This is a genomic window from Sphingobium sp. AP50, assembly GCF_900109095.1.
Taxonomy (GTDB): Bacteria; Pseudomonadota; Alphaproteobacteria; order Sphingomonadales; family Sphingomonadaceae; genus Sphingobium.
Map to the genome: position 1 here is coordinate 128,488 of NZ_FNYZ01000015.1, position 26,096 is coordinate 154,583.

Genomic DNA, 26,096 nt, shown 5'->3' on the forward strand with positions numbered 1-26,096 from the left:
ACGTTCACAAAGCAGAAAAGTTCCGCAATTCATCGCTCAAAATGATCGACTTGCCTTGATCGTTTCGGTCGGCGGTGGCTTTTTCCTGTTCGAATTTTCTTTCGCACTTGCAAAATGGATTGCCATAAGTGCCTGAAACAGCGTAAGCCATATACCCATACCGGTTGAAAAACTGGTTAGGGGTCGCGGAATTGAGGAAAAGACGACACATCGAACACGATGGTTCGTCGCCGTTGTACGCGCCGGGTTATCCGGTGCGGAATACGGGGAAAAGGGCAAACGCGTGTCGACACCAGCTTCGAAAATTGTTCCTTTCGGCTCAGGAGGGCGCATCGTAGAGAGCGCCTGCCGCAGCCTGTCGATCGCAGCCTTCGGGCTGAATGCGCTGGAAGCGAAGTTTTCCGAGCGCGATTTTGCCGCCACCTTCCTGCGCGTCATCGGCATCATCATGAAGGTGCGTGGCCGCGTCATCGTTACCGGCATCGGCAAGAGCGGCATCGTCGCCCGCAAGATGACGGCCACGCTGACCTCAACCGGCACGCCCGCCATCTTCCTGCACCCGGCCGACGCCGGTCATGGCGATCTGGGCATGATCACGCCCGACGATGTCGTGCTGATGCTGTCTCATTCCGGCGAGTCGACCGAACTTGGCCCGATCATCCATTATTGCAAGCGCTTCGCCATCCCGCTGGTCGCGATTACGGCCCAGATGCACAGTACCGTCGCCGCTGCCGCCGACATCTGCGTGCAGATGCCCGAAGTGGAGGAGGCCTGCCCCAATTCGCTGGCGCCCACCACATCGACCACGGTGCAGATGGCGTTCGGCGATGCGCTGGCCATTTCGCTGATGGAAATGCGCGGCTTTTCTGCCGACGATTTCCACAAATTCCATCCCAATGGCAAATTGGGCGCGCAACTGGTCAAGGTGCGCGAACTGATGGCGACCAATCAGGACGTGCCGATGGTGCGCGAAGATGCCTCGCTGCTCGACGCCACCATCGAAATGACCCGCGCGCGCCTTGGCGGCACCGCGATCGTCGATCGCAATGGCCGCCTGATCGGTGCCTTCACCGATGGTGATCTGCGCCGCACCGTCACCGGCAAACAGAATCTGACCGATGCGGTCGGCCGTTTCATGACCCAGACGCCGCTGGCCGTCGCGCCGGACGAACTGGCGTCCGAAGCGCTGCATCTGATGCATGAACGCAATATCATGCTGCTGTTCGTGTGCGAAAATGCCCGTCTGGTCGGTGCCGTCCACATGCATGACCTGCTGCATGCCGGGGTCGCCTGAGCCTTCTCGTCGTCATTCCTGCGCGTGCCGGTTCTACCCGTCTGCCACGCAAGCCGTTGCGCCCGATCGCCGGGCGCACCCTGCTTCATCGCACCATCGCCATGGCCCGCGCCGCGATCGGCCCGCGCGAAGGCGTTTCGCTGGTCGTCGCCACCGATGACCAGCCGATCGCCGATCACGCCTACGCGGTGGGCTGTGACGCGGTCCTGACCGACAGCGCCATCGCCACCGGCTCCGGTCGTGCGCTGGCCGCAGCCCTGGCCCAGCCCGTCACCCCCGATTTCGTCGTCAATCTTCAGGGCGACTCGCCCTTCCAGCCCGAAGGTGCGCTCGGCGCCGTTATTGCTGCGTTGCAGCATGGTGCGCAGGTCGCGACGCCGGTCATCGCGCTTGACTGGTCCGCGCTCGATGCCCTGCGCGACCATAAGAGCCGATCGCCCTTCAGCGGCACGACCTGCGCCCGCGGGCCCGACGGACAGGCGCTGTGGTTCTCCAAAAATATCATCCCCGCCATTCGCAATGAAGATAGGCTTCGCGCGGAACAGCCCCGCTCGCCGGTCTGGCGCCATGTCGGCCTCTATGGCTATGCGATCGACGCGCTGCGCCGGTTCGAGGCCTGCCCGCCCACCGCGCTGGAAAATCTGGAGGGGCTGGAGCAACTGCGCCTGCTCGAACTGGGCATCCCGGTCATGACCGTCGCGGTCGATCCGCCCCTGTTCGACAGCAGCGGCATCGACACCGAAGCGGACATCCACCGGGTCGAGGCGCTGATCGCCGAACATGGCGATCCCACGCCGCCGCTCTGATGCGCCGTCTCTTCATCATCCGCCACGGCAATACCTTCGCCAGCAGGGCACAGGCCTGCCGCGTCGGCGCCCGCACCGACATTCCCCTGGTCGACAGCGGCCGGGAACAGGCGGACCGGCTCGGCCAATGGTTCGCGGCCCAGGCGCTGCCCGTCCGCCATATCCTGTGCAGCCCGCTGCTACGCGCGCGCGAAACCGCCAGCCGAATCGGTGCTGCCATCGATCATGAAGTGGACGGCCAGCGCGACTGGCTGGGCGAGATCGACCATGGTCCGGACGAAGGCCGTCCAGAATCGGAAGTATTGGCCCGCATCGGCGCACGGGCGCTGCTGGACTGGGACACCCGCGCCATCGCGCCGGATGGCTGGATCGTCGACGCCGACGCCCGCATCGCCGCCTGGCGGGCCTGTTTCGCTGAGGAAGGGGAGGGCGTCGACCTGCTCGTCACCAGCAATGGCGCGGCCCGTTTCGCCTTGCTGGCGGCGGACCTGCCGCTCGGTACGCTCAAGCTGCGCACCGGGGCTTTTGGCGAACTGGCGGTGGACGCTCGCGGGCAGGTGACGCTGTTGCGCTGGGACGAACGTCCCTAGACCTGCCGGATCAATTCTTCCGCTGCGGCACCGTGAAAGTGCCCGACACGCGCCCGCTGGGGCTGGTCGCCGCGCCCGGCACGCTGCCGCCGGCCGAACGGCCGTCGACGGTGGACCGGCCGCTGTTCAGGTCCATCACCAGCCGTCCGCCGGTAAGGCGATTGCTGCCCTGGGTCAGCGCGACATTGCCCAGCATCGTGATCAGCTTGGCATTGAGGTCATAGATCGCGACATTGCCACGCGCGGTCTGGTCCGCCTTGGTCACCACGACATTGCCCGATGCATCGATCCGGTCGATCTGGATGCCATCGGTGCCGGTGCCGCCGCCGGGCTGATTCTTGTAGGCCACGGTCATCCGCGCGGCGTTCAGCGTCATGCCGGCCTGCGTCACCACGACATTGCCCGACACCAGCACGCGATCGGCGCGATCCTGCACCTCGATCCGGTCGGCGGTGAAGTTCACCGGGGCGTTGCTGTCATGATTCTTCATCACCTGCGCGCCGGCCCCGGCGATCATCACGCCAGCGGTGCCCAGGAAAGCGACGGAAGACAGGATCAGGGTGCGTTTCATCACTTCTGCCCTTTGAGGCCATTTTGCTCGATGCGCAAGCTCGCCCGGCCATTCAGCGTTACAGTACGCGCCGCCATGTCCGCTTCCAGATGGTCGCCGCTGAACGTGCCGATCGGAATGCGCCCGTCCACACGGCCCGCGCTCTTCATGCGTCGGCTCTTCAGGTCCACGCCCACGTCCCGCGTCGTCAGGCGATAGCCGCCGGCCGCTTCGAACTGCACTGGTCCCTCGATCCCGACTCGCTCGGTGTTCATGTCATATCGCCCCTTTTGCGCGGTCAGCACCGCCGGACCATCGGTCAGCAGGATTCGGGCGGACATGCTGTTCAGGTCGACGATCGGTTCGCGGGAGCTTTTCTGCACGGCGGAGCCCGCCCGCAGGGAAAAGGGCTGGCCCTTGCTATCCTCGCCGCGATACAGCGCCTCGGTCACGCGCATCCGTTCCTTCGCCACCTCAACCTTGTTCTTGTCGAGCAGGAAGCTGACCTTGTCGCCGCCGGTAAAGGGCGCCATCGCCAGCAAAGCCGCCAGCACGCCCACCGCCACCGGCAGCCAGTTCTTCAGCAGCGCCACCAGCCGGTCATGGCTGCCGCCGGGCCGCGCCCAATGGCGGCGCACATTGCGTTGCTGTTCGGCCTGGACGGACACGGAAGCCGTATCTCCCTTACATATGCGCGAAAATGTCGATTTCCGGCCAGCCTGCCAGGTCCAGCTCGGCCCGGTGCGGCAGGAAATCGAAACAGGCCTGGGCCAGTTCCATCCGCCCTTCGCGGATCAATCGCTTGTCCAGCTCGGCCTTGAGCGCATGGAGATAGCGCACGTCCGACGCGGCATAATCCTTTTGCGCGTCGGACAGGACCGGGCCACCCCAGTCGCTCGACTGCTGCTGCTTGCTGATGTCCTGGCCCAGCAATTCGCGCACCAGTTCTTTGAGGCCATGGCGGTCGGTATAGGTGCGGATGAGGCGCGAGGCGATCTTGGTGCAATAGACGGGAGCTGCGACCACACCCATATAATGTTTGATCGCGGCGATATCGAACCGCCCGAAATGATAGAGTTTCAGCCGTTCCGGGTCCGCCAGCACGGCGCGCAGGTTCGGCGCGGCATAGTCGCTGCCCGGATTGAAGCGCACCAGATGCTCGTCGCCCTTGCCATCGCTGATCTGCACGACGCACAGCCGGTCGCGCGGGGTGATCAGGCCCATGGTTTCGGTGTCGATGGCGATGGGGCCGGGGGCGAGCACGCCTGCGGGCAGATCTTCTTCGTGGAAATGAACGGTCATGGCATCTCCCTTATGGCGAAACCTGCCGCGCTGCAATGAAGGCTTTGCATCGCAGGAGTGGCGAAATGCTGGTGGAGAGGGCGGCCTGACGGGTTATTTCGCCTGAAAGGAACGGAACATGATCGCATCAGTGAAAATCATTCGCGCTGCCCTGAAAAGTTGATATAGTGATTCCCAAACCCGCCTTTGCGGTGGATTCTGCATGTCATTCGCCCGACATGTTTGTCCGAATTGTCTTTGGGGCGAAGCGAAAGTGACTAACAGGGCATGAGTTTTGACAGAGGTCGCCGCGGCGGGCGCGGCAAGGACAAGCGCGACGGTTTCGGCGACGACAATTTTTACGGTGGCGGCGGTGGTGATCGCGGTGGCTTCGGCGGCGGCGGTTTCGGCGGTGATCGCGGCGGCTTCGGCGGCGGCGGTGGCGGCTGCGGCGGCGATCGTGGAGGTTTTGGCGGCGGTGATCGCGGCGGCTTCGGCGGCGGCGGTGGTGGTCGCGGCTTCGGCGGCGGCGGCGGTGGTTTCGGCGGCGGTGGCGGCGGTGGTCGCGGCATGCCTGCCCAGGTCGTCGGCGAAGGTAAGGGCGTCGTAAAGTTCTTCAACGGCCAGAAGGGCTTCGGCTTCATCGTTCGTGACGATGGCGGCGAAGACGTGTTCGTGCACATCAGCGCGGTCGAACAGGCCGGCCTGACCGGTCTGGCCGAAGGTCAGCAGCTCGGCTTCACGCTGGTCGATCGCGGCGGCAAGGTGTCGGCGACCGATCTGGTGATCGACGGTGAACCGCTTCCCGTCACGGAACGCGCTCCGCGCGAACCGCGTGAACCCCGCGCCGGTGGCTTCGGTGCCGATCGTGGCGGCTTCGGCGGCGGTGCCGATCGTGGTCCGCAGCGTCAGCTGACCGGTGAACGCTCCAGCGGCACCGTGAAGTTCTTCAACGCGATGAAGGGCTTCGGCTTCATTCAGCGCGATGACGGCCAGCCGGACGCCTTCGTGCACATCAGCGCCGTCGAGCGCGCTGGCATGGGCGCCCTGAACGAAGGCGACCGCCTCGACTTCGAACTGGAAGTCGATCGTCGCGGCAAATATGCTGCGGTGAATCTCCAGTCGAAGGCCGACTGAACGACTTAGGATCATCCCTGTTATAAGGGAGAGGATGCAAGGGGCTGCTCGCAAGAGCGGCCCCTTTTTCTTTGCGGGTGCAGCGTGGGGCAGGGGTGTCTTCCCACTCAAACAACCGTCATCCCCGCAAAGGCGGGTCGAGGAAGAGGCACGCGACTCTCCCTCGACATCTCTCGGCTCTCCCCTGGCTGACAGGTTAAGAGATGGCTTCCCGCATTGGCCTGTGGCCCCCTTTCGGGTCACGGGAATGACGGGGAAGGGTGGGGACTGGAAGGTCGGCTTTTGGGTTGACGATCGGCGATAGCTGACGCCACGCAGTGAAAAATCTTTCGGGAGCAATCGCTCCATAGCAGACGCCAGCGTTAATCGTTATGGCGGACCTATGAAGAATATCCTGATCGTCGATGGTGCGATGAATGCTACCTTCAGCGTGTTCCAAGCCACAGATGAAGAGTATGCGATCCTTTTCCCTAACGGAGAGGAGATCGAGGTAATCGAGGATGTCATCGACCGGGTCGGCGAGGCTGTGGCAGATGAGATATTTGCTAGCGTTTGGGAGCGTCCTATTCTGAAAAGGGAGGTTCAAGGTATCCACGCTACCCTGATATACGATGAGCCATCGCGCCGTGACTATCTGCCAACGTCTCGACGCGAGGTCGACTGAGACGAAGGCTCAATCAATGAGGCGCAGCGTCGTCTATTTCGTTCAAAGCGGTAGCTTCCGCTTTCTACCAGTTTTGGTCATTCAGTCTTCACCTTGCCATCGGCATGAGTGGCCAGTTTCAGCGATACGAATGATTTGACGGAGTGACCTAGAATGGTCGTGATCAGACCTTCATCGTCATGCCAGCGAGGGCTGGCATCTTCCCCGGAGGCGCGAAACGGTTTAGCGTGGCGCTTGTCCAAATCTATCCTGCCACCGCCTGAGACTCCAGCGTTGGCTTCGCCGCCCTGCGGGTCGCTGGGGTGACGAAAATGAGAGGCGGCTTTCAGGCAAGGTCGCGCTCCGCTCGCATTTTCGCCTTCGGTCGCTTTGCACCGACGGTGCATATCATACGCGCGCAGAGGCGCGGAGAACGCAGAGCGGGCGGGGCAATTTCCTCTGCGCTCTCTGCGCCTCTGCGCGAAATCTTCCTTTGATTGGGTTCACGCGGAGACGCGGAGAGGATGCGCAACCCCTCCCCGTCTTCGCGCCTCCGCGCGAACAACATGTACTGCCTGCGATGCCCCTCCAGCGACCTGCCTGTTGAAGCTGATCCCGCCATGCACGCTGCCCATACCATAGCGATAATCCTCAATTCAGATCGGGCATTATGTCCAATGTCCATCATCTTTATATCGAAATATGGCGATATCGATGATGGCAATTAGAATCTGCTTATTTTCCATAATATTTGAGGCATCTTGAAATAAATGGATTGGGTTCCCGTTTTTCTCATCATATTCAAGGTCGTCGTGCTTGGCGCGGGCATGTTTTTCGCCGTCAAATGGCATTATGACAAGGATAGAAAGGCCCAGAAGGCAGGGGTGCTCAGCGCTGTCGGCAAGATAGCCGCGATCCTGATGATATTGCTTCCGGCCCTGCTGTACGCCACCTTCACGCTTGCCAGGACGCTTGGTCTGGACTTGACGCTACCGGGATAGTGGCGCGCCTGCACCAGAGCCACTTTGCTCGCGGTTTCCAACATCCTTCCAATGTAGGATTTTCTCTGGTCTATCCTGTCGGATGGAACCGTCGGCCGATCCACTACCGCTTGAGCCCATACAAGGTGCGCCGACCCGACGCATAAGGCATGCGCGAGAGGCGCGTCCCTGCCGCGCGCGCGAAGCGTTCCTGTCGCGTCACCATGGCGTTTCAGGCGCGCCGCATGGCCCTCCAGTGGCGCGTCACAGGGGCGTTACAGGCGCGTCGCGGGCGCTTTCCCGGTGCAATAGGCCCCAAAACAGCCGACGACACTATGAACTTCGGTCGTCTCCTATCGCCGCTGTCTCAGGCCGGCAGCACCAGACTCGCTTCCAGCCCGCCCTCGGGCCGGTTGGCCAGCCGCAATTCGCCCTGATGCTCGGCCATGATCGCCCGCACCAGCGCCAGCCCCAGCCCCGCGCCGCCCGTCTCCCGATTGCGCGATCCTTCCAGTCGCGTGAACGGCTCCAGCATCTCGGTCATCCGGTCTTCGGCAATGCCCGGCCCATCGTCAGCTACGGCGATGCGGATCATCCCGTCCGACTGGCTCACCGACACATAAGCGTGCTCGCCATAGACAATGGCATTTTCAATGAGGTTGCGCACCGCCCGGCGGATCTGCTGCGGCCGCACGAAGGCGACGGCCCGGTCGCTGTCCGCCATGTCCACCGGCGATCCCAGTTCGATGAAATCCTCCACTACGGCATCGGTCAGCGAGGCAAGGTCCACTTTCTGCGGATTTTCGGTGCTGCGCCCGGCGCGGGCCAGCGACAATATATCCTCCAGCATCCGGTTCATCTCGTCGATCGTCTCGGACATGCGGGCGCGCTCGCCCTCATCTTCGACCGACTCGGTCCGCACCCGCAGCGACGCGAGCGGGGTGCGCAGATCATGGCCGATCGCGCCCAGCATCCGGTCCTTCTCGTCCAGCATGGCGATAATGCGCGCGCGCATCGCGTTGAAGGCCAGCGTCAGGTCGCGCACATCGCCCGGCCCGCGCTCGTCGACAGGGTCGGCTGCGCCGGTCCTGGCAAATTGCTGCGCCGAACCGGTAAGCTGCTTGAGCGGCCGGGCCAGCCGACGCCCCATCCACAGCAGCGGCACCAGCACGATGACATAAAGCACCAGCGTCTGCCCGACCAGCCAGCCGCCATAGCGTTGCGGCCGGTCATTGGCGCGTGCGTCAGCCAGAACCCATTTGCCCGGCTCATATTCGGCCGCCAGCGTCAGCACCGTGATCTTGTGGTTGCGCGGTGCTTCCCCGGTCGCACGGCCCCGAATCCTTTCCCACCGGCGCAGCGGCATCACCGCCTCTTCCTCCACCACGCGAACGGTGCGGATATTGAGGCCGATATCCTCGAACATGGTGGTGGCGCGATGCTCCACATCCGGGCGGGCGCGCCCCGTCAGATGCGGATCACCCTGCACGAAGCGGGCGCGTGGCCGTTCCCGATCCTGCCGATCGGGCCGGGTGTCGAGTGCATCCACCACCCGATAGACGGCCGGCGCGGTCTGCGCGGTCAGGGTCAGCCGGTTGCGCTCGCGCAGCAGCAGAGCGAAATTGATCGCCTGCGCCACGAACAGCGCAAACGCGACCAGCAGGATGATCTGGCCAACCAGACTTTGCGGCCACAGGCGCAGCTTGCTCATAGGGGGTGCTTCACAGTTTGCGGACCTCTGCCGACAATGTGTAACCGCCGCCCCACACGGTCTTGATCAGCGTCGGGTTCTTGGGATCGGGCTCGATCTTCTTGCGCAGCCGGCTGATCTGGTTGTCGATCGCCCGGTCGAACGCATTGGCTTCGCGGCCCTGCGTGATGTCCAGCAACTGGTCGCGGCTCAATATCTGGTTGGGCCGCGTGGCAAAGGCCAGCATCAGATTATATTCGGCGGTGGACAAAGGCAGGGACACGCCCTCGCTGTCGACCAGGGTGCGCTCCTGCGATTTCAGCAGCCATCCGGCAAAGGCGTAAGATGCTCCGTCCGGCGCGGTGACACGCTGCCCGCCAGTCGCCACGCGGCGAAAGATCACCTTGATGCGGGCCACCAGTTCGCGGGGAGAAAAGGGTTTGAGCACATAGTCATCTGCCCCCATTTCCAGCCCGACGATGCGGTCCGTCTCCTCCGACTTGGCGGTCAGCAGGATCACCGGAATCTCGCTCGTCTCGCGGATATGGCGGCACAGCGACAGGCCATCCTCACCGGGCATCATGATGTCCAGGATGATCAGGTCGATCGCACTGGCGTTCAGCCGCAACCGCGCTTCGGCGGCATTTTCGACGGCGGTGACGCGAAACCCGTTGCGCGACAGATATTGCGCCAGCGGTTCACGGATCGAACGCTCGTCATCGACGAGCAGCAGGTGGGGACGGTCGCTCATCTTGCCTGTCTGTCATGGGTTGGAAGCGGTTGGAAGGGCGAAGGCCAAGGGGGAAGCCTTCGCCCTTCCGGGATGGGCGGCCGGTGGCAGGGGGACAGGGGAGGGAACCCCCGTGCCGCACGGGCCGCCCATGGCCTGTCTTCAGTCCGCCGGCGGGGGCGGAGGGGCATCCTGACCGGCCGCATTCGGGCCGGGGCCGCGATGCCCCATCGGGCCGCGCTTATGGTCGCGCATCTGCGGACGGGCGGCCTTCATCTCGTCGGCAGTGACGAAACCGTCCTTGTTGGTATCGGCCTTGTCGAACATCGCCAACGGCCCGGCCATGAATTCGGCCTTGGTCACGGTGCCATCCTTGTTCGCGTCACCAAAGCCGGGACCGCCCGGCCCACCGCGCATCATGCCACGGCCGGGACCACGATGGCCGCCCTTGCCCCAGCCGCGCCCGTCGGGCTTGCCGGCTTCTGCGCGCTTGTCGGCACGGGCCTGATGGCCAGTGGTGAATTCCGCCTTGCTGATCTGGCCATTCTTGTCGGTGTCGAGCGCGGCGAACCGTTCGTCCATCCGCTGCTGATGGCGCAAGTCCCGATCCTTGTCGGTCAGCTTGCCGTCCTTGTCGACGTCCATCCTGGCGAAGCGGGCTTCCAGCGCGGCGGTCAGTTCCGCCTTGCTGATCTTGCCGTCCTTGTTGGTGTCGGCCTGTGCCATCATGCCGCCACGCGGGCCGCCGGGGCCTTGCGCGCCGGGCTGGGCATAAACGGTGTGGGTTGCCGCGAGGCCGCCGACGAACAGCGATCCGACCGCGACGGTGGTGAAAAATTTGCGGAGCATGTCCTGTTTCCTTCCAGTGTCTTCGTGAACGGCAGGTCCGCCGTCCTTGAAGATGCTTATGGAAGGAATTTGTCCCGCATCTATGTCACGACGCCCGTTTCTTTGTCGCGAATTGTAACGGGTTTCTTTGTTAGAGAACCGCACCGGCCCGCACCCCCGCCCGACCGCCCATCCAGGATATACTGTGGGAGGTCGGGTGGGGTGCGGGCCGGTGCGGCGCTAAATTAACGGTCGCGGCGACCGAGAAGGCGCAAACGCAGCGCGTTGAGCTTGATGAAGCCCGCCGCGTCGCGCTGGTCATAGGCGCCGGCATCATCCTCGAAAGTCACGACCTTTTCGCTGTAGAGCGAATAAGGCGACTTGCGGCCGACGACATAGACGCCACCCTTGTACAGCTTCAGGCGAACGGTCCCCGTCACCTTCTCCTGGCTGTAATCGATGGCAGCCTGAAGCATCTCGCGCTCCGGCGAGAACCAGAAGCCGTTATAGATCAGCTCGGCATATTTGGGCGCCAGCTCATCCTTCAGATGCGCGGCACCACGGTCGAGCGTCAACTGCTCGATACCGCGATGGGCGAGGTGATAGATGGTGCCGCCCGGCGTTTCATACATGCCGCGCGACTTCATGCCGACGAAGCGGTTCTCGACCAGATCGAGGCGGCCGATGCCATGCTTGCGGCCATATTCGTTCAGCGTTTCCAGCAGGGTCGCGGGCGACATGCCGACGCCGTTGATCGCCACGCCATCGCCACGTTCGAAATCGATGGTGATATATTCCGGCGCGTCGGGCGCGTCTTCCGGGTTCACCGTGCGCGAATAGACATAGTCCGGGGTTTCTTCCCACGGATCTTCCAGAACCTTACCTTCCGACGAGGTGTGCAGCATGTTCGCGTCGGTCGAGAAGGGGCTTTCGCCACGCTTGTCGCGCGGAATCGGAATCTGGTGCTTTTCGGCGAATTCGATCAGCTTGGTGCGGCTGGTCAGATCCCATTCGCGCCAGGGTGCGATCACCTTGATGTCGGGGGCCAGGCCATAATAGCCCAGCTCGAAACGGACCTGATCATTGCCCTTGCCGGTCGCGCCATGCGACACTGCGTCGGCGCCCAGCTGCTTGGCGATTTCGATCTGGCGCTTGGCGATCAGCGGACGCGCGATCGAGGTGCCGAGCAGGTAAAGGCCTTCATAGAGCGCGTTGGAGCGCATCATCGGGAAGACATAATCCTTCACGAACTCCTCGCGCAGGTCGTCGATGAAGATATGCTCTTCCTTGACGCCCATCAGGCGAGCCTTGGCGCGGGCCGGCTCCAGCTCTTCGCCCTGACCCAGATCGGCGGTGAAGGTGACGACTTCGCACTGATATGTCTGCTGCAACCATTTCAGGATCACGCTGGTGTCGAGGCCACCGGAAAAGGCGAGGACGATGCGATTGATCTTGTCGGACATGGGCAGGCGACTCTTTTCGTGCAGGAAGGACGCGATATTGTTGCGCGCGCCCGGTATCAGGCAAGCCGCCAAAGCGCAACCGGACAGAAAAAGAGCCGGGCATCTGCACGCCCGGCTCCATCATTTCTGCGTCGCTTTTTTATGTCAGCGCGTACGTGGCTTCAGGAAGCCCGACTGCGCCTGTCCGCCAAAACGATAGACGGTCTGGCTGCGATCCGGTGCAGGGGCCGCGACCGGTTCGGCATGCATGGTCTGCGGTGCCGGGGCCTGCGCGTGACTGGCCGCCTGTCGCGCCAGCAGGAACTTCGCACGACGCATCCGCTTGGTCCGCGTAGTGAAGGGATTGTCGGCGCTCGGTGCCGCCGCGATCATCGCTTCGAGCGTGGCGTCGGAAGCGGTCAGTGGCATGGCGGGGGCCAGCGCCGGACGCACCGGCTGATAGGCCGGTTCCGCGACAGGCGTGGCGACCGGAACGACAGCCGGCTCGATCTGCGGATCGGCGATGACGGCCTCGTCATCGCGACGACGGCGCATCAGTGCGGTGCCACCAAGGCCAAGCAGCAACAGCGCGCCGCCACCCAGTGCCCAAAGCAGCGCATTATCGGTACGGGCCGGTTCGGCAGCAGGCGAAGCTGCGGTAGCTTCAGGCGCTGCGACCGGAACCGGCTCAACAGCGGCGACTGGCGCCGCGACCGGGGCAGGCATGGGGGCTTCGGCCACCGGCGCAGGCGCGCGTTTCGTTACAGCGGTTCTTTCAGCGCGCGCTTCTGGCGCAGGGGCAGGGCGCGAACGGGCAGCAGGACGTGCCTGCGCCTGCTCAGCCTCGGCAGCAGCGGTCGCCGCCGCAATGCGTTCATCGACCGGCGGTGTGGCTTGCACCATCGGCTCGCCCGGCGTGAAGACCGGTGCTGCGCTGGCAGGCGTGCTGGCCGCTGCGGGAGCGGGCGCCGCAACCGCTTCCGTCGCAGGCGACGTCACGCTGGGCGGAACGACCACGGTCTGTGCAAGCAGCGGGGTTGCACTCAAAGCCAGAACAGCGGCAATCGCGGCCCTGGCGGGGCGGATGAAGCGAATATTTTTTGTCATAGCGAAAGATCAACAATCGATATGAGCAATCTATCTCATGCCATGGATCAGAATCGCGATGAAATGTGCCAATCTATGGCTATGCCGAATAGTATGAACATGCATTCATATTCCGGGATGAACCCTATATTTACAGGTCGGATAAAAGGGCTGTGCTATTCGTCATCTCTGCTTGAGCGATCTTCCCGATAGGCGCCGTCCAGCCGTGAAGTCTTCTTCTGCTCTTCGGCAACATCGGCCGCCTTCTGCGCCTTGGTCCGGCCGAACTTGGCGCGATTGGCCTCTGCCTCCCGCGCCTTGTCGGTCCGTTGCTTGGCCTTGCGCGCTTGTCGCAGGTTGATGACATTGCCCATCGGCACATCATAGTTGCGATGACGACATCTTGCCAAGAGCCCCGCAAACTGCGCATGACAACCTTTTCCCAGCGGGCTGAGCCAATATTTCATGACGAGTATTCACGACGTCGCCGCCCTGGCCAAGGTTTCGATCAAGACGGTGTCGCGCGTCGTCAATAAAGCGCCCAATGTCAGCCCGGAACTGCGCGATCGGGTGCAGGCGGCGATCGAGCAGCTCGGCTATCGTCCCAACCAGTCGGCACGGCGACTGGCGGGCGGGCGCTCCTTCATGATCGCCTTCCTCTATAATAATCCCGCGCCCGGCTATGTCAGCCGGATTCAGATCGGCGCAGCGTGGCGCTGTCGGGAACTGGGCTATCATCTGGTGGTGGAGCCGATCTCGCTTGGCGGGGAGGAACGGTTTGAGGTGCTCGACCGGCTGGTCGCCGCGCTGCGCCCCGATGGCGTGCTGCTGGTGCCGCCACTGTCGGACGATCCCGGCCTGCTCGCAAGACTGGCGGACATGGGGCTGCCCTATGCGCGCATCGCGGGATCGGGCGAGGAGGGCGGCTTCACCATCGAAACGCCCGAACGTGCCGGCGGACGCATGGTCGCCGACCATCTGATCGCGCTGGGCCATCGCCGCATCGGCGTCATCACGCCGCCGTCCACCCACCATGCCGCGCAGCATCGCGTGGAAGGCTTCCGTGACGGGCTCGCCGCTGCCGGCCTGCCGGTCGAAGACGATCTGTTCCTTCAGGGCCGCTTCGACTTCGCGTCGGGCATAGAGGCCGGGGAAGCGTTGCTGGCCTTGCCCCAGCCACCCAGCGCGATCTTCGCGACCAATGACGAAATGGCGCTCGGCGTGCTGACGCTGGCCCATAATATCGGCCTGCGCGTGCCGGAAGACCTGTCGGTGGCGGGCTTCGACGATACGACCGCCAGCCACACCTCCTGGCCGCCTTTGACCACCGTGCGCCAGCCGCTGGAGGATATGGGCCGCCGCGTGATCGACGCGCTGGCCAAGGGGCCGACGGAGGGTGCGGGCTTTGAATTCACGCTGATCGAACGGGGAAGTTCCGGCCCGCCAAGCTGATGGGACTGGGAAAAAGTGGATGCGCGCGATTCCATCGTCGCGGCTATGGACGACTGCCGTCTCTGCGATATAGTCGTTAAGCCGCTGGATTGGGGGAGCAATTACACTGCTTGCACGACGCATCTTATCCGACAGGCCGGAATTCATGCCGCTGCATCGTGTGCATGAAGGCTATTCGAGCTAGAATCGGATGCTGTATATTGCGCTGATCGTCGGATTCTTTTGGATTGTTTCCTGGTTCCGCGACAAAATAAAACCTCCATCGTCGCCCCCGGCCAGTCGGCCCAATCGCGTACCGCCACCTCCTCCCCCGCCGCGGCCCGCAACTGTCCATCGTCCCAGCCGCCAAGCCAGCCCGTCTCCGATCCGGTTCAACAATATCGACAACGCTATCGATACCGGCGGCGGCGAAACTCTGTCGCAGGAAAATCTTGATGGCCTGCGGGATGCGTTCACGGGCGCACCCCTTGATATCGGCCTTGGGCTGTACAGATGTTCGACCTGTCAGGTCTATTATCATCGCGAAAGCTATGATGTTGTTCGAAGCGAAAATGGCGGACACTGCGTCGCCTGCGCCTCGACCGCCATCGTCCCGGTGCATGACAAGACGTCTCCGGGGCGGAACTTCACCCCGGATGTCGTGACGCTCGCCAACTTCCGCGATCATTTCGGCCATGTCGTCACCTTCGAAGGCGAGGTGAAAACCGTTCGGATCAGTCAGCGCGGAACGGATTTCGCGGTCATGTTTGAGCGCAAGTCGTGGGTGGCCGGTTTTAAGCCGGTGTTCTTCCGCCAGGCTGTCCGCAAGGTGGGCGGAGCTGACTTCATCAACAGCCTGCAAGGCCGTCGTGTTCGTGTGCGAGGATTGTTAATCAATCATGCGCAATTTGGACCGGAGATCATCATCTCCGAGCGCTCGATGATATTGGAAATAACATGATCAGATGGCGCAATCTGGATGATCCCTATTCGGACCGGCTCGCCAGTGTCCGCACCCGGGCCCCGCACGACATATTGGGCGTGCCGGTCGATTGCACGAAGGCGCAGGCGCGCCGCGCCTATCTCGCGCTCGTGAAAACCTATCATCCCGATCATGCAGACCCGTTCATGGCAGCCTATAATCAGGAGATGCTCAAGCTGGTGAATCAGGCCTATGCCTATGTTTCGAAGCGGGCGGTTTGACGATGGATCGCTATGCCCGGCACAATCTGATCGACTGGTTTTCGCAAGATGCGCTTGCCGGCATGACAATCGCCGTGATCGGCGCTGGCGCCGTTGGGAACGAGGTGATCAAGAACCTCGCCCTGCTGGGTGCAGGCCATATTTTCGTTTTCGATTTCGATCGGATCGAACCGCATAATCTCACTCGAAGCGTGCTGTTCCGGGAGGGGGACATTGGCGGCTGGAAGGCGCAGGTCGCCGCCGCCCGCGCGCAGGAGCTTGACCCCAATATCGAAGTGACCGCGCATGTGGGCGACTTCTGGTCGCTTCTGTCTTTGCGGGATCTCAAGGCCTATGATGTCGTCTTCTGCTGCGTGGATAATTTCGAAGCCAGAATCCGATGCAACATGATGTGCATCCTTGCCGGGGTCGATCTTGTAAATCTTGGCATCGACAGCCGATTTTCCGTGGTTGAAGCCTTCCGCTTCTCGTCCTCGGCAGATAGCGCCTGCTATGAATGCAGCCTGCCGGACTCCGTCTATCAGCGCATGGCCCAACGCTATTCCTGCGGTCACCTGCGCAAGGCATCCTTCATCGAACGAAAAATTCCGACGACGATCGTGACATCGGGCACGGCCGCCGCATTGGGTGTCTCGATGGGCCTGCGGCTCGGTTCAGATAAGGAAGTGGAAGCGACCAGAGTTCTTGTCGACACCATTTCGGGCGCGTCTACCCGAACCGGCCTTGTGCGCAATCCGATCTGTCCGGCGTGCGGACGGCTGCCCGCCAGTCCGCCGCTCCTGACATGCGGTCGACACATGGGCAATCTTGATCTCGCCCATGATCCCGCAGCCATCACGGTCACCTTCAGCGAGCCGATCCTGACAGGCTACCGGATCGGCGGCGATTATATCACGGTCTTCAAACGGGCCTCCGATTTCGACGATAGCTATGCCAGCCAGTTGGCGGATAATCCGGAAGCTGTGGACATCGAGATTCGTGATCAGTTCAGTTTTGCAGAATTGATCAGTACATTCGGCCATCATCCGGTTCCGGCCAAATTTGCCATCGTTGAAGCCGATGGCCGTAGCATCGTCTTTGAATTTCAGGGAGATATGGATGTCTGAGGTCAAAATCATATTGCGCACAGCGGATCAGACGCGAAAGGCTGAGGTCGAACTGGCTCGTTCGATGGTGGGTGCCGATGTCATTCAGGCGGCAGTGCAGAACTGGTCGATGCCGGTCGATACGGATTATACGCTGGTCAACACGGCGACCGGAAAGGCGATCTTGCCGACGCAGGCCCTTGTGGCGGGCATCGTCGATGATGGAAATATCCTGGAGGTCCAGCCGGTTCTGGTGGCGGGGTATATAGGCTGATGTCCGCCTTTGCCGAACGTCGCGTTCAGGACATTGAAAAGCTGCGCCAACTGAGCAGCACGTCGAATGGGCGGATCATCCTGACGGCGGCAACCGGTCATCCTGTTTCCCGGATCATGGTGCAATTGCATTATCGGACGGCAGGATCGCACCGCTTTCCAGCGGAAGTGCAAAATGTCACCGAAGTCGTCATCGATCTCCCGGCCCGATACCCTTTTTCGGAACCGTCTGCCAAAATCCTGACGCCGATCCATCATCCCAACGTCTATACGTCGGGCCTCATCTGTTTCGGTCAGAAATGGTTGCCATCGCAAGCACTGGATTTGCTGGTGCAGCGGATCGTCCAGATTGTGACTTTCGACCCCCTGATCCTGAATGAGCTTTCGCCCGCCAATGGCGCGGCGCTAACCTGGTACCGGGAAGTGCGCCGTCAGAACCCCTCGCTGTTTCCCACAGACAGGCTGGACGCCGCGGCCACCGCGAAAAAGCCCACCATGGCGTGGACGGATGTGCCCAAGGCCAGTCCGGAACGGACAACCGTGACTTGCCCTCACTGCGCAGCAAAGCTGGCTTTGCCGACCGGGAAAGGCGGCAGGGTCAATTGCCCCAGATGCAGCACTGGCTTCGAGGTCAGAACATGATCCGTTGGACCGATAAGGCGCCCGACTTTACCATCCTGCCGCTGGACAGGCTTTTCGCCCGGCTTGGCTTTGCCGAGGCGGTTCTTCTCTGGAAGCAGGTTGGCGATGGCCTGCTGATCGTCGTTGATACCCATGTCCGCGAGCGCGTCGAGAACCATCTCCAGTCTCAACGGATCGAACAAGGCGGATTGCTGATTGGCAGGGTCTTCGGTGAAGACCCGCATGATCCGGTCATTGTCACCGTGGAAGAGGCCGTCGGTGCGAGCGACGCCCATGGCACGGGCGTCTCGCTCATCATGGGAAGTCGCGTATGGGACGATGCGCAGACGCTTTGCAAGGAGGGTCTCTATATAGTCGGATGGTATCATAGCCATCCGGACCTGGGCGCTTTTTTCAGCGGTACGGACCGAAACACGCAGCGCGCTTTCTTCGGCAATGCTCATTCGATAGGCCTCGTAAGCGACCCGATCCGTGGGCAAGAGAAATGGTTCGCCGGGCCCGATAGCGTCGAAGTACCATTCAGCGCGCGATATAGCTGGCCGCTCAGCGCGCCTGTCCCACACCTTGGGCAGAGCCTTTCATAGGCGGTCATCGGCTCGCTTGTCGCTATTCGGATCTTGCAAATCTGGGCTCGATGCTTGCCACAACTTAGCACCTGCCCCCGCCGCCTATCGCATCGTTGCCGCACAGGCTGTTCCGCTCAAACTGGTGAGCGACGGCAAAAGGGCTGATTTCCGGGGAAAATTCATGGAGCGGGTAGCGGGGATCGAACCCGCATCACAAGCTTGGAAGGCTAGTGCTCTACCATTGAGCTATACCCGCCCGGCAGGCGGACGCCCTGCCATCATCATAGGGGGTTCGTCAACAGGAGACTGTCTGGAAATACGCCTTCGCACATCTGCGCTGGCATTGATGGTAAATGGGCGAAGATCGCCCTTACCCGCGCCCGCCATTTCCTCTATCAGTCGCGCATGAACAGCCCATCCCTGCGCCAGTTGGACATATTTGCGCAGATGGTGGCGGCGGGAAGCGCAAGGCGTTGCGCCGCCGACCTGGGCATCGGCGTCGATCTGGTGTTGCGCGATATCGCCTCGCTGGAGATGCGGCTGGGTTATCGGCTGTTCGACGATCCGGAGGGCGACGCGCGCCTGACCCCGGCTGGTCGCAAGACGGCGCAGGCCATGACCCTGCTCGACCAGGATGCCCCGTTCCCCGAGAGCGAACCTGTGCCTGAGGCTGCATCCGAAGCGGCCAGTGCCACGCCAATCATCGCTGCGCCGGAAGCCCCGCCGCGCAAGACGATCGTCCTCGCCGCGCCCGCGCCGATCTTCGGCCATTTCCTCGACGCGCTCACCGCGTTCGAGGCGGCGAACGAAGATATCGCCATCACCCTCGACCTGCGGGTCCAGACTGCGCAACAGGCCATGGCCGCGCTCGCCAGCGGTCGCGCCGACATCGCCTATTTCTACGCGCTGGAGGAGCCTGCCGGTTTCGCCTCCCGCTATGGCTGGTCGGAGCCGCTTAACCTCTATGCCGGCAGCGATCATGAACTGGCGCGCGCCGATTATGTCAGCCGCGATGCACTCGCCATGACGCCGATGCTGACGATGGAGCCGCAAAACGGCATGCGCGACATCATCGACGCCGCCCTTGCCAAGGGGCGGGTGCGCGCTTTGCCCGCGTTGCTGGAGAGCGACAATATGTTCGAAATCATCGCCGCTCTGCGCGATGGCGCGGGCTATTTTGCCGCGTTCGGCTCGCTGGCCCGCGATCTGGGGCGCATGGGCGGTATCCGGCGACTGGCGCTCGACATGCCGCTGCCCGCGATTGAAATCCGCCAGGCGATCGCACCACGCGCGATGGAGAAACCGGCGGTCGAGGCGCTGGCCGAGTTCCTGTTTCTGTAAAGATGACGAAGATTTAATGCCGCGGCGCAGCGAAAATGCGGCCAACTGATCTTGATATGATGTATCATTCTAGATACAGAATCACATAGACCAGAACCAAAGGGTTGATCTTCCATGTCCCGCTTTCCGATATTGCGCACAGGCTGCGCCCTGTCCGTGCTGTGCCTTGCCGTTCCCGCCTTTGCCGAAGATGCCGCGCCGGCCACCAGCGCTCCCGCCACCGACAGCCAATATCATGATCAGCGCGCCGACATCGTCGTCACCGCGCTGATCCCGCGCAAGCAGGGGGATATCCTGTCCGGCACCACGGTTGTCACCGGCGAGAAGCTGACCCGCGAACTGCGCACCAGCATTGGTGAAACGCTCGCGCGCCAGCCGGGCGTGTCCGCCACCTCCTTCGGCCCCAATGCCTCGCGCCCCATCCTGCGCGGCTTCCAAGGCGAACGCGTCCGCATCCTGACGGACGGCATCGGCAGCTTCGACGTATCCAACACCTCGGTCGACCATGCCGTCGCGATCAACCCGCTGACCGCCGATCGTATCGAAATCCTGCGCGGCCCGGCGGCCCTGCTCTATGGTTCCTCGGCGATCGGCGGCGTGGTCAATGTCATCGACAGCCGCATCCCGCGCCGTGTGCCGGACGAACCGGTGCATATCGACGCGATCGGCACCTATGGTAGCGCGTCGAACGAGCGCACCGGATCGGGTGAAGTCGAAGTGCCGCTCAGCGACAAGTTTGTCGTCCATGTCGACGGCAGCTATACCAAGACCGGTAATCTCGACACCGGCAGCTATATCCTGACCCCGGCCCTGCGCGCGCAGGCCGCCGCCAGCAGCGATCCGGATATTCAGGGCCTGTCGACCCTGCATGGCAAGCTGCCCAACAGCGCCGCCGAAACCTGGGAAATCGCGGCCGGTGCAGCGCTGATCACCGACGGCGGCAATCTGGGCTTCTCGGTCGCGCATACCGACAATCTCTATGGCGTGCCGGTCCGCTATGCCGTGACTGACGGCGGTGAGGCGGAACAGGTGCGGCTGCATATGAAGCAGGACCGCGTCGACATGCGTGCGGAACTGCCGGTCAATGGCGACATTTTGGAATCGATCCGCTTCCGCGCGGGCTTTGCCGATTATCAGCATCAGGAAATCGAGGACACGGGGGAGGTCGGCACGACCTTCTACAACCAGTCGATGGAATCGCGCCTCGAACTGGTGCAGGCCAAGCGTGGCGGATGGGATGGCGCGGTCGGCGCGCAGTTCTTCACCCGCAAATTCTATGTCGTGGGCGAAGAGAAGTTCCTGCCGCGTAACCAGACCGACCAGATCGGCATCTTCACCCTCCAGTCGCTGGATCTGGGCACGACCCGTGTCGAGGTCGGCGGCCGGTTCGAACATACCGATGTCAGCGCTGATGCGGACGAAACCCTGTTCAACCCGTCCTACAGCCGCAGCTTCGACACCGTCTCCGGCTCGATCGGCGCCAGCCATGAACTGGTGCCCGGCTGGCGGCTGGGCCTGAACCTGTCGCGCACCGAACGCGCGCCCTCGGCCGAAGAATTGTTCGCCCGCGGCAATCATGCCGGCACCCAGGCGTTCGAAGTCGGCAACCCCGATTTCAACAAGGAAAAGAGCTGGGGCATCGAAGGCACGCTGCGCGGGCAGGGGACGGGCTACAGCGTGTCGCTGTCGGCCTATCACAACTGGTTCAGCGGTTATATCTATGACGCGCTCGTCGCCGACGATGCCTGTCTGGCGGTCAATGGCGGCGCGGAACTGGAATTCCCCTGCTATCAATATAATCAGGCCGACGCCCGCTATATGGGCTTTGAAGCCGAAGCCACGGTCAAAGTGGCACAGGTCGGGGGCTATGCCATCAATGTCGATGGCGTTGCCGACTATGTCCGCGCCACGATCAAGGGCACCGGTCCCGCGCCGCGCATTCCCCCGCTGCGTCTGCTGGGCGGGCTGGAAGCGCAGGGTGATCGCCTGAGCCTGCGCGCGGAATTCGAGCATGACTTCGCGCAGAACCGCACGGCCGAAACGGAAACCGATACGGACGCCTTCACGCTGGTCAACGCCTCCATCTCGTGGAAGCCGCTCAAGGATAATAACCGCACGACGCTCACACTCTCGGTGAACAATATCTTCGATGTGGAGGCCCGCCGCGCCGCCAGCTTCCTCAAGGATTATGCGCCGCTCGCCGGTCGCGACATCCGCCTGACGGCGCGCCTGTCCATCTGACCCGAATGCCGCCGGCGCGCCCGATAATAGGACGCGCCGGCTTCGCACTTCTTGCGCATTGTGACAATTTCGTTACAAGCGGTCCATGCGCCAGATCGCCGCCTTGCCCTATACCACCGCTGCCGACGGATCGATGCAGATATTGCTGATCACGTCGCGCGACACGCGGCGCTGGGTGATTCCCAAGGGCAACCGGATCAAGGGCCTGGCGGGCCATCGTGCCGCCGAACTCGAAGCCTATGAAGAAGCTGGCATCCACGGCATCGCCTGTCCCGCGCCGCTCGGCCGCTATGTCTATGACAAGCGCAAGCGCAAGGGCGGGTCGCGCGAAGCGACGGTGGAGGTTTTTCCGCTTGCGGTCACCGGCCACCTGACGCAATGGCCCGAACAGGGCCAGAGGGAATTGCGCTGGTTCCCGGTCGCCGAAGCCGCTGGTGCGGTCGACGAACCCGATTTGAAGTCGATCATCGCGGCCTTCCGCGAACCGCCCGCCGATCCGGGCTGGTTCATCCGGATGCTGCTGGCGATCCGCGAGAAGCAAAGTGAAAGGACTGGAATGCTGCGCTGGTTTCATGCGCTGATGCCCAAGCAGGGGCGCTTCTTCGAACAGTTCGAGGATCATGCCGCCACCCTTGTCGCAGGCGCCGACGCGCTGGCCCGGCTGCTCAAGGGCGGCCCGGACATGGCCGAGCATATCAAGACCATTTCCGATCAGGAGCATGAGGCGGACGATATCATCCGCGACGTGCTTCAGGATGTGCGTCGCATCTTCGTGACGCCGTTCGATCGCAGCGCGATCACCGGTCTGATCGGCGTGATGGACGACGCGATCGACCAGATGAACCAGACCGCCAAGGCGATCGCCCTGTTCGACGTGAAGGAATTCCCGTCGCAGATGCAGGATATGAGCGCCCTGATCGTCGAATGCGCCCGCATCACGGCAGAAGCGACGCCGCTGCTGCGCTCGCTCAACCTCAACGCCACTCGCCTGCACGAGTTGACCGAGCGGCTGGTCAAGCTGGAAGGGCATGCCGACATCCTGCATGAATCCGGCCTCAAGGCGCTCTATGAACAGGCGCGGGCGGGTAATCCGATGGACTTCATCGTCGGCAACGAGATTTACAGCCATCTGGAAAAGGTGACCGATCGCTTCGAAGACGTCGCCAACGAGATTTCCGGCCTGGTCATCGACCACGCCTGACGGTGGGGTTCCCCTCACCCGTTCGCCCTGAGTAGGGACTGAGCCTAGTCGAAGGCCTGTATCGAAGGGGGGCGCATCGCTCCAGTCCTTCGATTTGCCCCCCGGATCAAGTCCGGGGTCAGCGGCTACTCAGGACGAACGGACTTTTGAAGGACAGACGTCAGTTCCATGGACGCCCATATCGCCTTGCCGCTGCTGATCGCGCTGATCGGTGTCGCCTTGCTGTTCGATTTCCTGAACGGCCTGCACGACGCTGCCAATTCGATCGCGACCATCGTGTCGACCCGGGTGCTGAAACCGCAATATGCGGTCGCCTGGGCCGCTTTCTTCAACTTCATCGCCTTCCTCTTCTTCGGCCTGCATGTCGCCGAAACGGTGGGGAAGGGCATTGTCGACGCCAGCATCATCGACGCGCAGGTCATTTTCGGCGCGCTGATGGGGGCGATCGCCTGGAACCTCATCACCTGGGGGCTGGGCATCCCGTCCTCCTCCAGCCATGCGCTGATCGGAGGCCTGCTGGGCGCGGGCACGGCCAAGGCAGGCCTTGGCGCGGTGGTGTGGAGCGGCGTGTTCAAGACCAGCGCCGCCATCGTCATTTCGCCGGCCGTCGGCCTGTTTCTGGCGCTGATGCTGGTGCTGCTGATCAGCTGGATATTCCGCAAATTCACGCCGCAGGGTGCGGACAAGGTGTTCCGCAAGCTGCAACTCGTCTCCGCCTCGCTCTATTCGCTGGGCCATGGCGGCAATGACGCGCAGAAGACGATGGGGATCATCGCGGTGCTGCTCTATTCGCAGGGCATGTTGACCGGCGATTTCCATGTGCCGCTGTGGGTGGTGCTCAGTTGTCAGGCGGCGATGGGCCTCGGCACCTTGCTCGGCGGCTGGAAGATCGTTCACACCATGGGGTCGAAGATCACCCGGCTGACCCCGGCGCAGGGCTTCTGCGCGGAAACGGGCGGCGCGATCACCCTGTTCATGGCGACCCATTTGGGTGTGCCGGTGTCCACCACCCACACCATCACCGGCGCGATCGTCGGCGTGGGCGCGTCGCGGCGCCTGTCGGCGGTGCGCTGGAACGTGGCGTCCAGCATCATCGTTGCCTGGGTCGTCACCCTGCCTGCTGCGGCGATCATCGGCGCGCTCTTCTACGGTCTGACGACATTCTTCTGATCGTCGGAACATGCAACAGAAAAGGGCGCGGGAGTGATCCCGCGCCCTTTTCTTGTGTCACAATCGGCAGGAGCCGATCAGGCCACCCGGCCCAGCCGGTGATAGAGATTGGCATATTTGACCGATTCCGGCTGGTCCTGCACTTCCTTCAGATAATGGGCGATGGCGGTGCGGATCAGGCCGAAATCCTCCTGGCTGAAAACCGCGCGCGAGCGAGCGGGCTGGGGCTGTTCGATCGTGTCGGTGGTCATGTCTGTCTTCCTTCATGGCTGGCCCCTGCGGGCTATGAACATCGAAATAGACAGGTGATTGGTTTTGCGTAAGGCCGATGAGTGGCCGCAAGTCATAATCAGATTTGGTCATTATGTCATTCTATGACATAATGACTTTATGGCAGAGCTGACCGACCGCAAACTCTATCTGGGGCCAAAGCTGCGCGTGCTGCGCCGGGAACTGGGCCTCAACCAGACCCGCATGGCCGAGGAGCTGGGCGTGTCGCCCAGCTATCTCAACCATCTGGAACGCAACCAGCGCCCATTGACCGCGCAGATGCTGCTGCGGCTCGCCAACACCTACGACATCGACATTCGCGATTTCACCGCGACCCCGGCGGAGGGCGGCCCCGGCGAACTCAGCGAAATCCTGTCCGACGCACTGGTCCGCGACATCGGCATCGCCCGCGACGAAGTGCTGGAAGTGGCGGAAAATTACCCCGGCGTCAGCGAAGCGATCGCCCGCTTCTACCGCGCTTTGGGCGACCTGCGCCGCCTGCCGGGGGAGGCGGTCGCCCGCAGCGGCCCCGCGCCGCTCGTCGCCCCGGTCGACTGGCTGCGCGAGACGATTGCGCGGGCAGGCAATCATTTCGCGGAAATCGACGCGGGCGCCGAAAGCCTGGCCGCGACGCTGCCGGACGATCCGGCACTGCTACAGGCGGAGTTGCGCGCCCGGCTGAAGGACCGCCATGGCATGAGCGTGCAGGTGGTGCGCGCCGATGTGCTGGCCGGTACGCTGCGTCACTATGACATGCATCGCCGCCGCCTGATGCTGAGCGAACGACTGCCCGCTTCCGGGCGGCTCTTCGCTATCGCCTATCATCTCTGCGCGCAGGAACTGGCCGACGCCATCGCCGCCCAGATCGGCCGTGCCGCCCCGCCGGACGAAGATAGCCGCCGCTTCGCCAGCATCGCGCTCACCAACTATGCCGCTGCGGCTTTGGTCATGCCCTATGACCGCTTCCGGCAGGCGGCCGAACAGAGCCGCCATGACATCGCCTTGCTGCGCGATCGTTTCGGCGCCTCGACCGAACAGGTGGCGCATCGGCTGACCAGCCTCAACCGCACCGGCGCGCGCGGCATCCCTTTCTTCATGGCGAAGATCGACCGGGCCGGTATCCTGTCCAAGCGGTTCGACGGGGAGGCATGGCCCTTCGCCCGCTATGGCGGCACCTGTCCGCGCTGGGACGCCCATGCCGCCCACGCGCCCGATCAGGTGACGCCGCAACTGATCGAGACGCTGGACGGCAAGCGTTTCCTGACGCTGGCGATCGCTCTGCCGCAGGGGGAGGCGCGGGGCCGATCGGTGATCGCGCTGGGCTGCGAGGCGAAGCATGCGCCGCGCATCCTCCACGCCGACGGCATCGACCCGGACAAGGGGGAGGCGACCGAAGTCGGCCCGACCTGTCATCTGTGCGAACGCCGTGCCTGCCCGGACCGCGCACTGCCGCCTGTCACCCGCGCGCTCGACCTGCACAGCTATGAAAGGACGACCGCGCCATTCCCGTTCAGAAGGGTCTAGAGCATCGAGCCTTTAATCGGACGCATATCCAGCGGCTTTGAGGAAGTTTCGGCATTCGTCTGGGGTGTAGAGGTCGCAGATATTGCCGATGG

30 protein-coding genes and 1 tRNA gene are annotated in these 26,096 nt (G+C 62.8%); 18 read left to right on the forward strand and 13 right to left on the reverse strand.

Annotated elements, in window-relative coordinates:
* Nucleotides 1-4 precede the first annotated feature (4 nt).
* Nucleotides 5-151, reverse strand: a complete 147-nt coding sequence (locus tag BMY84_RS30205) for a hypothetical protein (RefSeq protein WP_218146996.1) — start codon at nucleotides 149-151, stop codon at nucleotides 5-7.
* A 132-nt stretch (nucleotides 152-283) separates the two neighbouring features.
* Between BMY84_RS30205 and BMY84_RS20835 the strand changes: the two genes are divergently transcribed.
* Genes BMY84_RS20835 through BMY84_RS20845 form a run of 3 tightly spaced genes read left to right on the forward strand, consistent with a single transcriptional unit; the run spans nucleotide 284 to nucleotide 2,690 of the window.
* Nucleotides 284-1,294: a KpsF/GutQ family sugar-phosphate isomerase gene (locus tag BMY84_RS20835; protein WP_093086249.1), complete on the forward strand. Its 1,011-nt coding sequence runs from the start codon at nucleotides 284-286 to the stop codon at nucleotides 1,292-1,294.
* The gene (kdsB, locus tag BMY84_RS20840) at nucleotides 1,291-2,100 is read left to right on the forward strand and encodes a 3-deoxy-manno-octulosonate cytidylyltransferase (RefSeq protein WP_093086251.1); all 810 of its coding nucleotides are present in this window, start codon (nucleotides 1,291-1,293) and stop codon (nucleotides 2,098-2,100) included. Before BMY84_RS20835 ends, kdsB begins: the two co-directional genes overlap by 4 nt.
* Nucleotides 2,100-2,690, forward strand: coding sequence for a histidine phosphatase family protein (locus BMY84_RS20845; RefSeq protein ID WP_093086252.1), 591 nt, complete (start codon nucleotides 2,100-2,102; stop codon nucleotides 2,688-2,690). The genes kdsB and BMY84_RS20845 overlap by 1 nt, the downstream gene beginning before the upstream one ends.
* 10 nt (nucleotides 2,691-2,700) lie before the next feature.
* Here BMY84_RS20845 and BMY84_RS20850 read toward each other — a convergent pair whose 3' ends face one another.
* The 3 genes from BMY84_RS20850 to BMY84_RS20860 are packed head-to-tail and all read right to left on the reverse strand — an operon-like array spanning nucleotide 2,701 to nucleotide 4,542.
* A complete protein-coding gene (locus BMY84_RS20850) occupies nucleotides 2,701-3,261 on the reverse strand; it encodes an LptA/OstA family protein (RefSeq protein WP_093086254.1) in 561 nt (186 codons plus the stop codon).
* Entirely contained in the window at nucleotides 3,261-3,908 is a 648-nt protein-coding gene (locus BMY84_RS20855; RefSeq protein WP_093020807.1) for an LPS export ABC transporter periplasmic protein LptC, read from the reverse strand. The genes BMY84_RS20850 and BMY84_RS20855 overlap by 1 nt, the downstream gene beginning before the upstream one ends.
* A gap of 16 nt (nucleotides 3,909-3,924) precedes the next feature.
* Nucleotides 3,925-4,542 carry a ribonuclease D gene (locus BMY84_RS20860; RefSeq protein ID WP_093086255.1) on the reverse strand — a complete coding sequence of 206 codons (618 nt, stop codon included), beginning with the start codon at nucleotides 4,540-4,542 and terminating at the stop codon, nucleotides 3,925-3,927.
* Between the two features lie 267 nt (nucleotides 4,543-4,809).
* Between BMY84_RS20860 and BMY84_RS30765 the strand changes: the two genes are divergently transcribed.
* Together BMY84_RS30765 and BMY84_RS20870 are read left to right on the forward strand one after the other, a co-directional pair.
* Nucleotides 4,810-5,658 (forward strand): cold-shock protein, encoded by an 849-nt coding sequence (locus BMY84_RS30765; RefSeq protein WP_093086257.1) that lies wholly within the window; start codon nucleotides 4,810-4,812, stop codon nucleotides 5,656-5,658.
* Between the two features lie 382 nt (nucleotides 5,659-6,040).
* A complete protein-coding gene (locus BMY84_RS20870) occupies nucleotides 6,041-6,322 on the forward strand; it encodes a hypothetical protein (RefSeq protein ID WP_093086258.1) in 282 nt (93 codons plus the stop codon).
* Nucleotides 6,323-6,399: 77 nt separating this feature from the next.
* On the opposite strand, the gene BMY84_RS29890 is transcribed toward BMY84_RS20870, so the two are convergent.
* Nucleotides 6,400-6,564 carry a hypothetical protein gene (locus BMY84_RS29890; protein WP_177204107.1) on the reverse strand — a complete coding sequence of 55 codons (165 nt, stop codon included), beginning with the start codon at nucleotides 6,562-6,564 and terminating at the stop codon, nucleotides 6,400-6,402.
* Between the two features lie 564 nt (nucleotides 6,565-7,128).
* On the opposite strand from BMY84_RS29890, the gene BMY84_RS20875 reads away from it, so the two are divergent.
* On the forward strand, nucleotides 7,129-7,302 hold the full coding sequence (locus BMY84_RS20875; protein WP_256215337.1) for a hypothetical protein: 174 nt from the start codon (nucleotides 7,129-7,131) through the stop codon (nucleotides 7,300-7,302).
* Nucleotides 7,303-7,648: 346 nt separating this feature from the next.
* On the opposite strand, the gene BMY84_RS20880 is transcribed toward BMY84_RS20875, so the two are convergent.
* From BMY84_RS20880 to BMY84_RS20905, 6 genes are all read right to left on the reverse strand, one after another.
* Nucleotides 7,649-8,992, reverse strand: coding sequence for a sensor histidine kinase (locus BMY84_RS20880; protein ID WP_093086261.1), 1,344 nt, complete (start codon nucleotides 8,990-8,992; stop codon nucleotides 7,649-7,651).
* A 10-nt stretch (nucleotides 8,993-9,002) separates the two neighbouring features.
* Nucleotides 9,003-9,722: a response regulator gene (locus BMY84_RS20885; protein ID WP_093086262.1), complete on the reverse strand. Its 720-nt coding sequence runs from the start codon at nucleotides 9,720-9,722 to the stop codon at nucleotides 9,003-9,005.
* A 141-nt stretch (nucleotides 9,723-9,863) separates the two neighbouring features.
* Nucleotides 9,864-10,550, reverse strand: a complete 687-nt coding sequence (locus BMY84_RS20890) for an EF-hand domain-containing protein (protein ID WP_093086263.1) — start codon at nucleotides 10,548-10,550, stop codon at nucleotides 9,864-9,866.
* Between the two features lie 224 nt (nucleotides 10,551-10,774).
* Entirely contained in the window at nucleotides 10,775-11,992 is a 1,218-nt protein-coding gene (locus BMY84_RS20895) for an argininosuccinate synthase (RefSeq protein ID WP_093086307.1), read from the reverse strand.
* A gap of 144 nt (nucleotides 11,993-12,136) precedes the next feature.
* Nucleotides 12,137-13,078, reverse strand: a complete 942-nt coding sequence (locus BMY84_RS20900; protein ID WP_256215338.1) for a hypothetical protein — start codon at nucleotides 13,076-13,078, stop codon at nucleotides 12,137-12,139.
* A 155-nt stretch (nucleotides 13,079-13,233) separates the two neighbouring features.
* The gene (locus BMY84_RS20905) at nucleotides 13,234-13,431 is read right to left on the reverse strand and encodes a DUF4169 family protein (RefSeq protein WP_093086311.1); all 198 of its coding nucleotides are present in this window, start codon (nucleotides 13,429-13,431) and stop codon (nucleotides 13,234-13,236) included.
* Between the two features lie 91 nt (nucleotides 13,432-13,522).
* On the opposite strand from BMY84_RS20905, the gene BMY84_RS20910 reads away from it, so the two are divergent.
* The 7 genes from BMY84_RS20910 to BMY84_RS20940 all read left to right on the forward strand — a co-directional run bounded on the left by BMY84_RS20910 (nucleotide 13,523) and on the right by BMY84_RS20940 (nucleotide 18,275).
* Nucleotides 13,523-14,509, forward strand: coding sequence for a LacI family DNA-binding transcriptional regulator (locus BMY84_RS20910; RefSeq protein WP_093086265.1), 987 nt, complete (start codon nucleotides 13,523-13,525; stop codon nucleotides 14,507-14,509).
* 190 nt (nucleotides 14,510-14,699) lie between these two features.
* A complete protein-coding gene (locus BMY84_RS20915) occupies nucleotides 14,700-15,449 on the forward strand; it encodes a hypothetical protein (RefSeq protein WP_093086266.1) in 750 nt (249 codons plus the stop codon).
* Complete coding sequence (locus BMY84_RS20920) at nucleotides 15,446-15,691, forward strand: J domain-containing protein (RefSeq protein ID WP_093086268.1); 246 nt, start codon at nucleotides 15,446-15,448, stop codon at nucleotides 15,689-15,691. Before BMY84_RS20915 ends, BMY84_RS20920 begins: the two co-directional genes overlap by 4 nt.
* Nucleotides 15,692-15,693: 2 nt before the next feature.
* On the forward strand, nucleotides 15,694-16,797 hold the full coding sequence (locus tag BMY84_RS20925; RefSeq protein WP_093086269.1) for a HesA/MoeB/ThiF family protein: 1,104 nt from the start codon (nucleotides 15,694-15,696) through the stop codon (nucleotides 16,795-16,797).
* On the forward strand, nucleotides 16,790-17,050 hold the full coding sequence (locus BMY84_RS20930; protein WP_093086271.1) for a hypothetical protein: 261 nt from the start codon (nucleotides 16,790-16,792) through the stop codon (nucleotides 17,048-17,050). Before BMY84_RS20925 ends, BMY84_RS20930 begins: the two co-directional genes overlap by 8 nt.
* On the forward strand, nucleotides 17,050-17,691 hold the full coding sequence (locus BMY84_RS20935) for a ubiquitin-conjugating enzyme E2 (protein ID WP_093086272.1): 642 nt from the start codon (nucleotides 17,050-17,052) through the stop codon (nucleotides 17,689-17,691). Before BMY84_RS20930 ends, BMY84_RS20935 begins: the two co-directional genes overlap by 1 nt.
* Complete coding sequence (locus BMY84_RS20940) at nucleotides 17,688-18,275, forward strand: Mov34/MPN/PAD-1 family protein (RefSeq protein WP_177204108.1); 588 nt, start codon at nucleotides 17,688-17,690, stop codon at nucleotides 18,273-18,275. Before BMY84_RS20935 ends, BMY84_RS20940 begins: the two co-directional genes overlap by 4 nt.
* A 164-nt stretch (nucleotides 18,276-18,439) precedes the next feature.
* Here BMY84_RS20940 and BMY84_RS20945 read toward each other — a convergent pair.
* Nucleotides 18,440-18,513, reverse strand: a tRNA-Gly gene (locus BMY84_RS20945).
* A gap of 149 nt (nucleotides 18,514-18,662) precedes the next feature.
* On the opposite strand from BMY84_RS20945, the gene BMY84_RS20950 reads away from it, so the two are divergent.
* The 4 genes from BMY84_RS20950 (at nucleotide 18,663) to BMY84_RS20965 (ending at nucleotide 24,210) form a co-directional block, all read left to right on the forward strand.
* Nucleotides 18,663-19,598 carry a LysR family transcriptional regulator gene (locus BMY84_RS20950; RefSeq protein WP_093086275.1) on the forward strand — a complete coding sequence of 312 codons (936 nt, stop codon included), beginning with the start codon at nucleotides 18,663-18,665 and terminating at the stop codon, nucleotides 19,596-19,598.
* A 114-nt stretch (nucleotides 19,599-19,712) separates the two neighbouring features.
* Nucleotides 19,713-21,839, forward strand: a complete 2,127-nt coding sequence (locus BMY84_RS20955; RefSeq protein ID WP_093086277.1) for a TonB-dependent receptor — start codon at nucleotides 19,713-19,715, stop codon at nucleotides 21,837-21,839.
* Between the two features lie 85 nt (nucleotides 21,840-21,924).
* Complete coding sequence (locus tag BMY84_RS20960) at nucleotides 21,925-23,040, forward strand: DUF47 family protein (protein WP_093086278.1); 1,116 nt, start codon at nucleotides 21,925-21,927, stop codon at nucleotides 23,038-23,040.
* A 168-nt stretch (nucleotides 23,041-23,208) separates the two neighbouring features.
* Nucleotides 23,209-24,210 carry an inorganic phosphate transporter gene (locus tag BMY84_RS20965; RefSeq protein ID WP_093086280.1) on the forward strand — a complete coding sequence of 334 codons (1,002 nt, stop codon included), beginning with the start codon at nucleotides 23,209-23,211 and terminating at the stop codon, nucleotides 24,208-24,210.
* A gap of 77 nt (nucleotides 24,211-24,287) precedes the next feature.
* Here BMY84_RS20965 and BMY84_RS29895 read toward each other — a convergent pair whose 3' ends face one another.
* Nucleotides 24,288-24,461 carry a hypothetical protein gene (locus BMY84_RS29895; protein WP_177184898.1) on the reverse strand — a complete coding sequence of 58 codons (174 nt, stop codon included), beginning with the start codon at nucleotides 24,459-24,461 and terminating at the stop codon, nucleotides 24,288-24,290.
* A gap of 139 nt (nucleotides 24,462-24,600) precedes the next feature.
* On the opposite strand from BMY84_RS29895, the gene BMY84_RS20970 reads away from it, so the two are divergent.
* Nucleotides 24,601-26,004, forward strand: coding sequence for a helix-turn-helix domain-containing protein (locus BMY84_RS20970; protein ID WP_093086281.1), 1,404 nt, complete (start codon nucleotides 24,601-24,603; stop codon nucleotides 26,002-26,004).
* Nucleotides 26,005-26,096 lie beyond the last annotated feature (92 nt).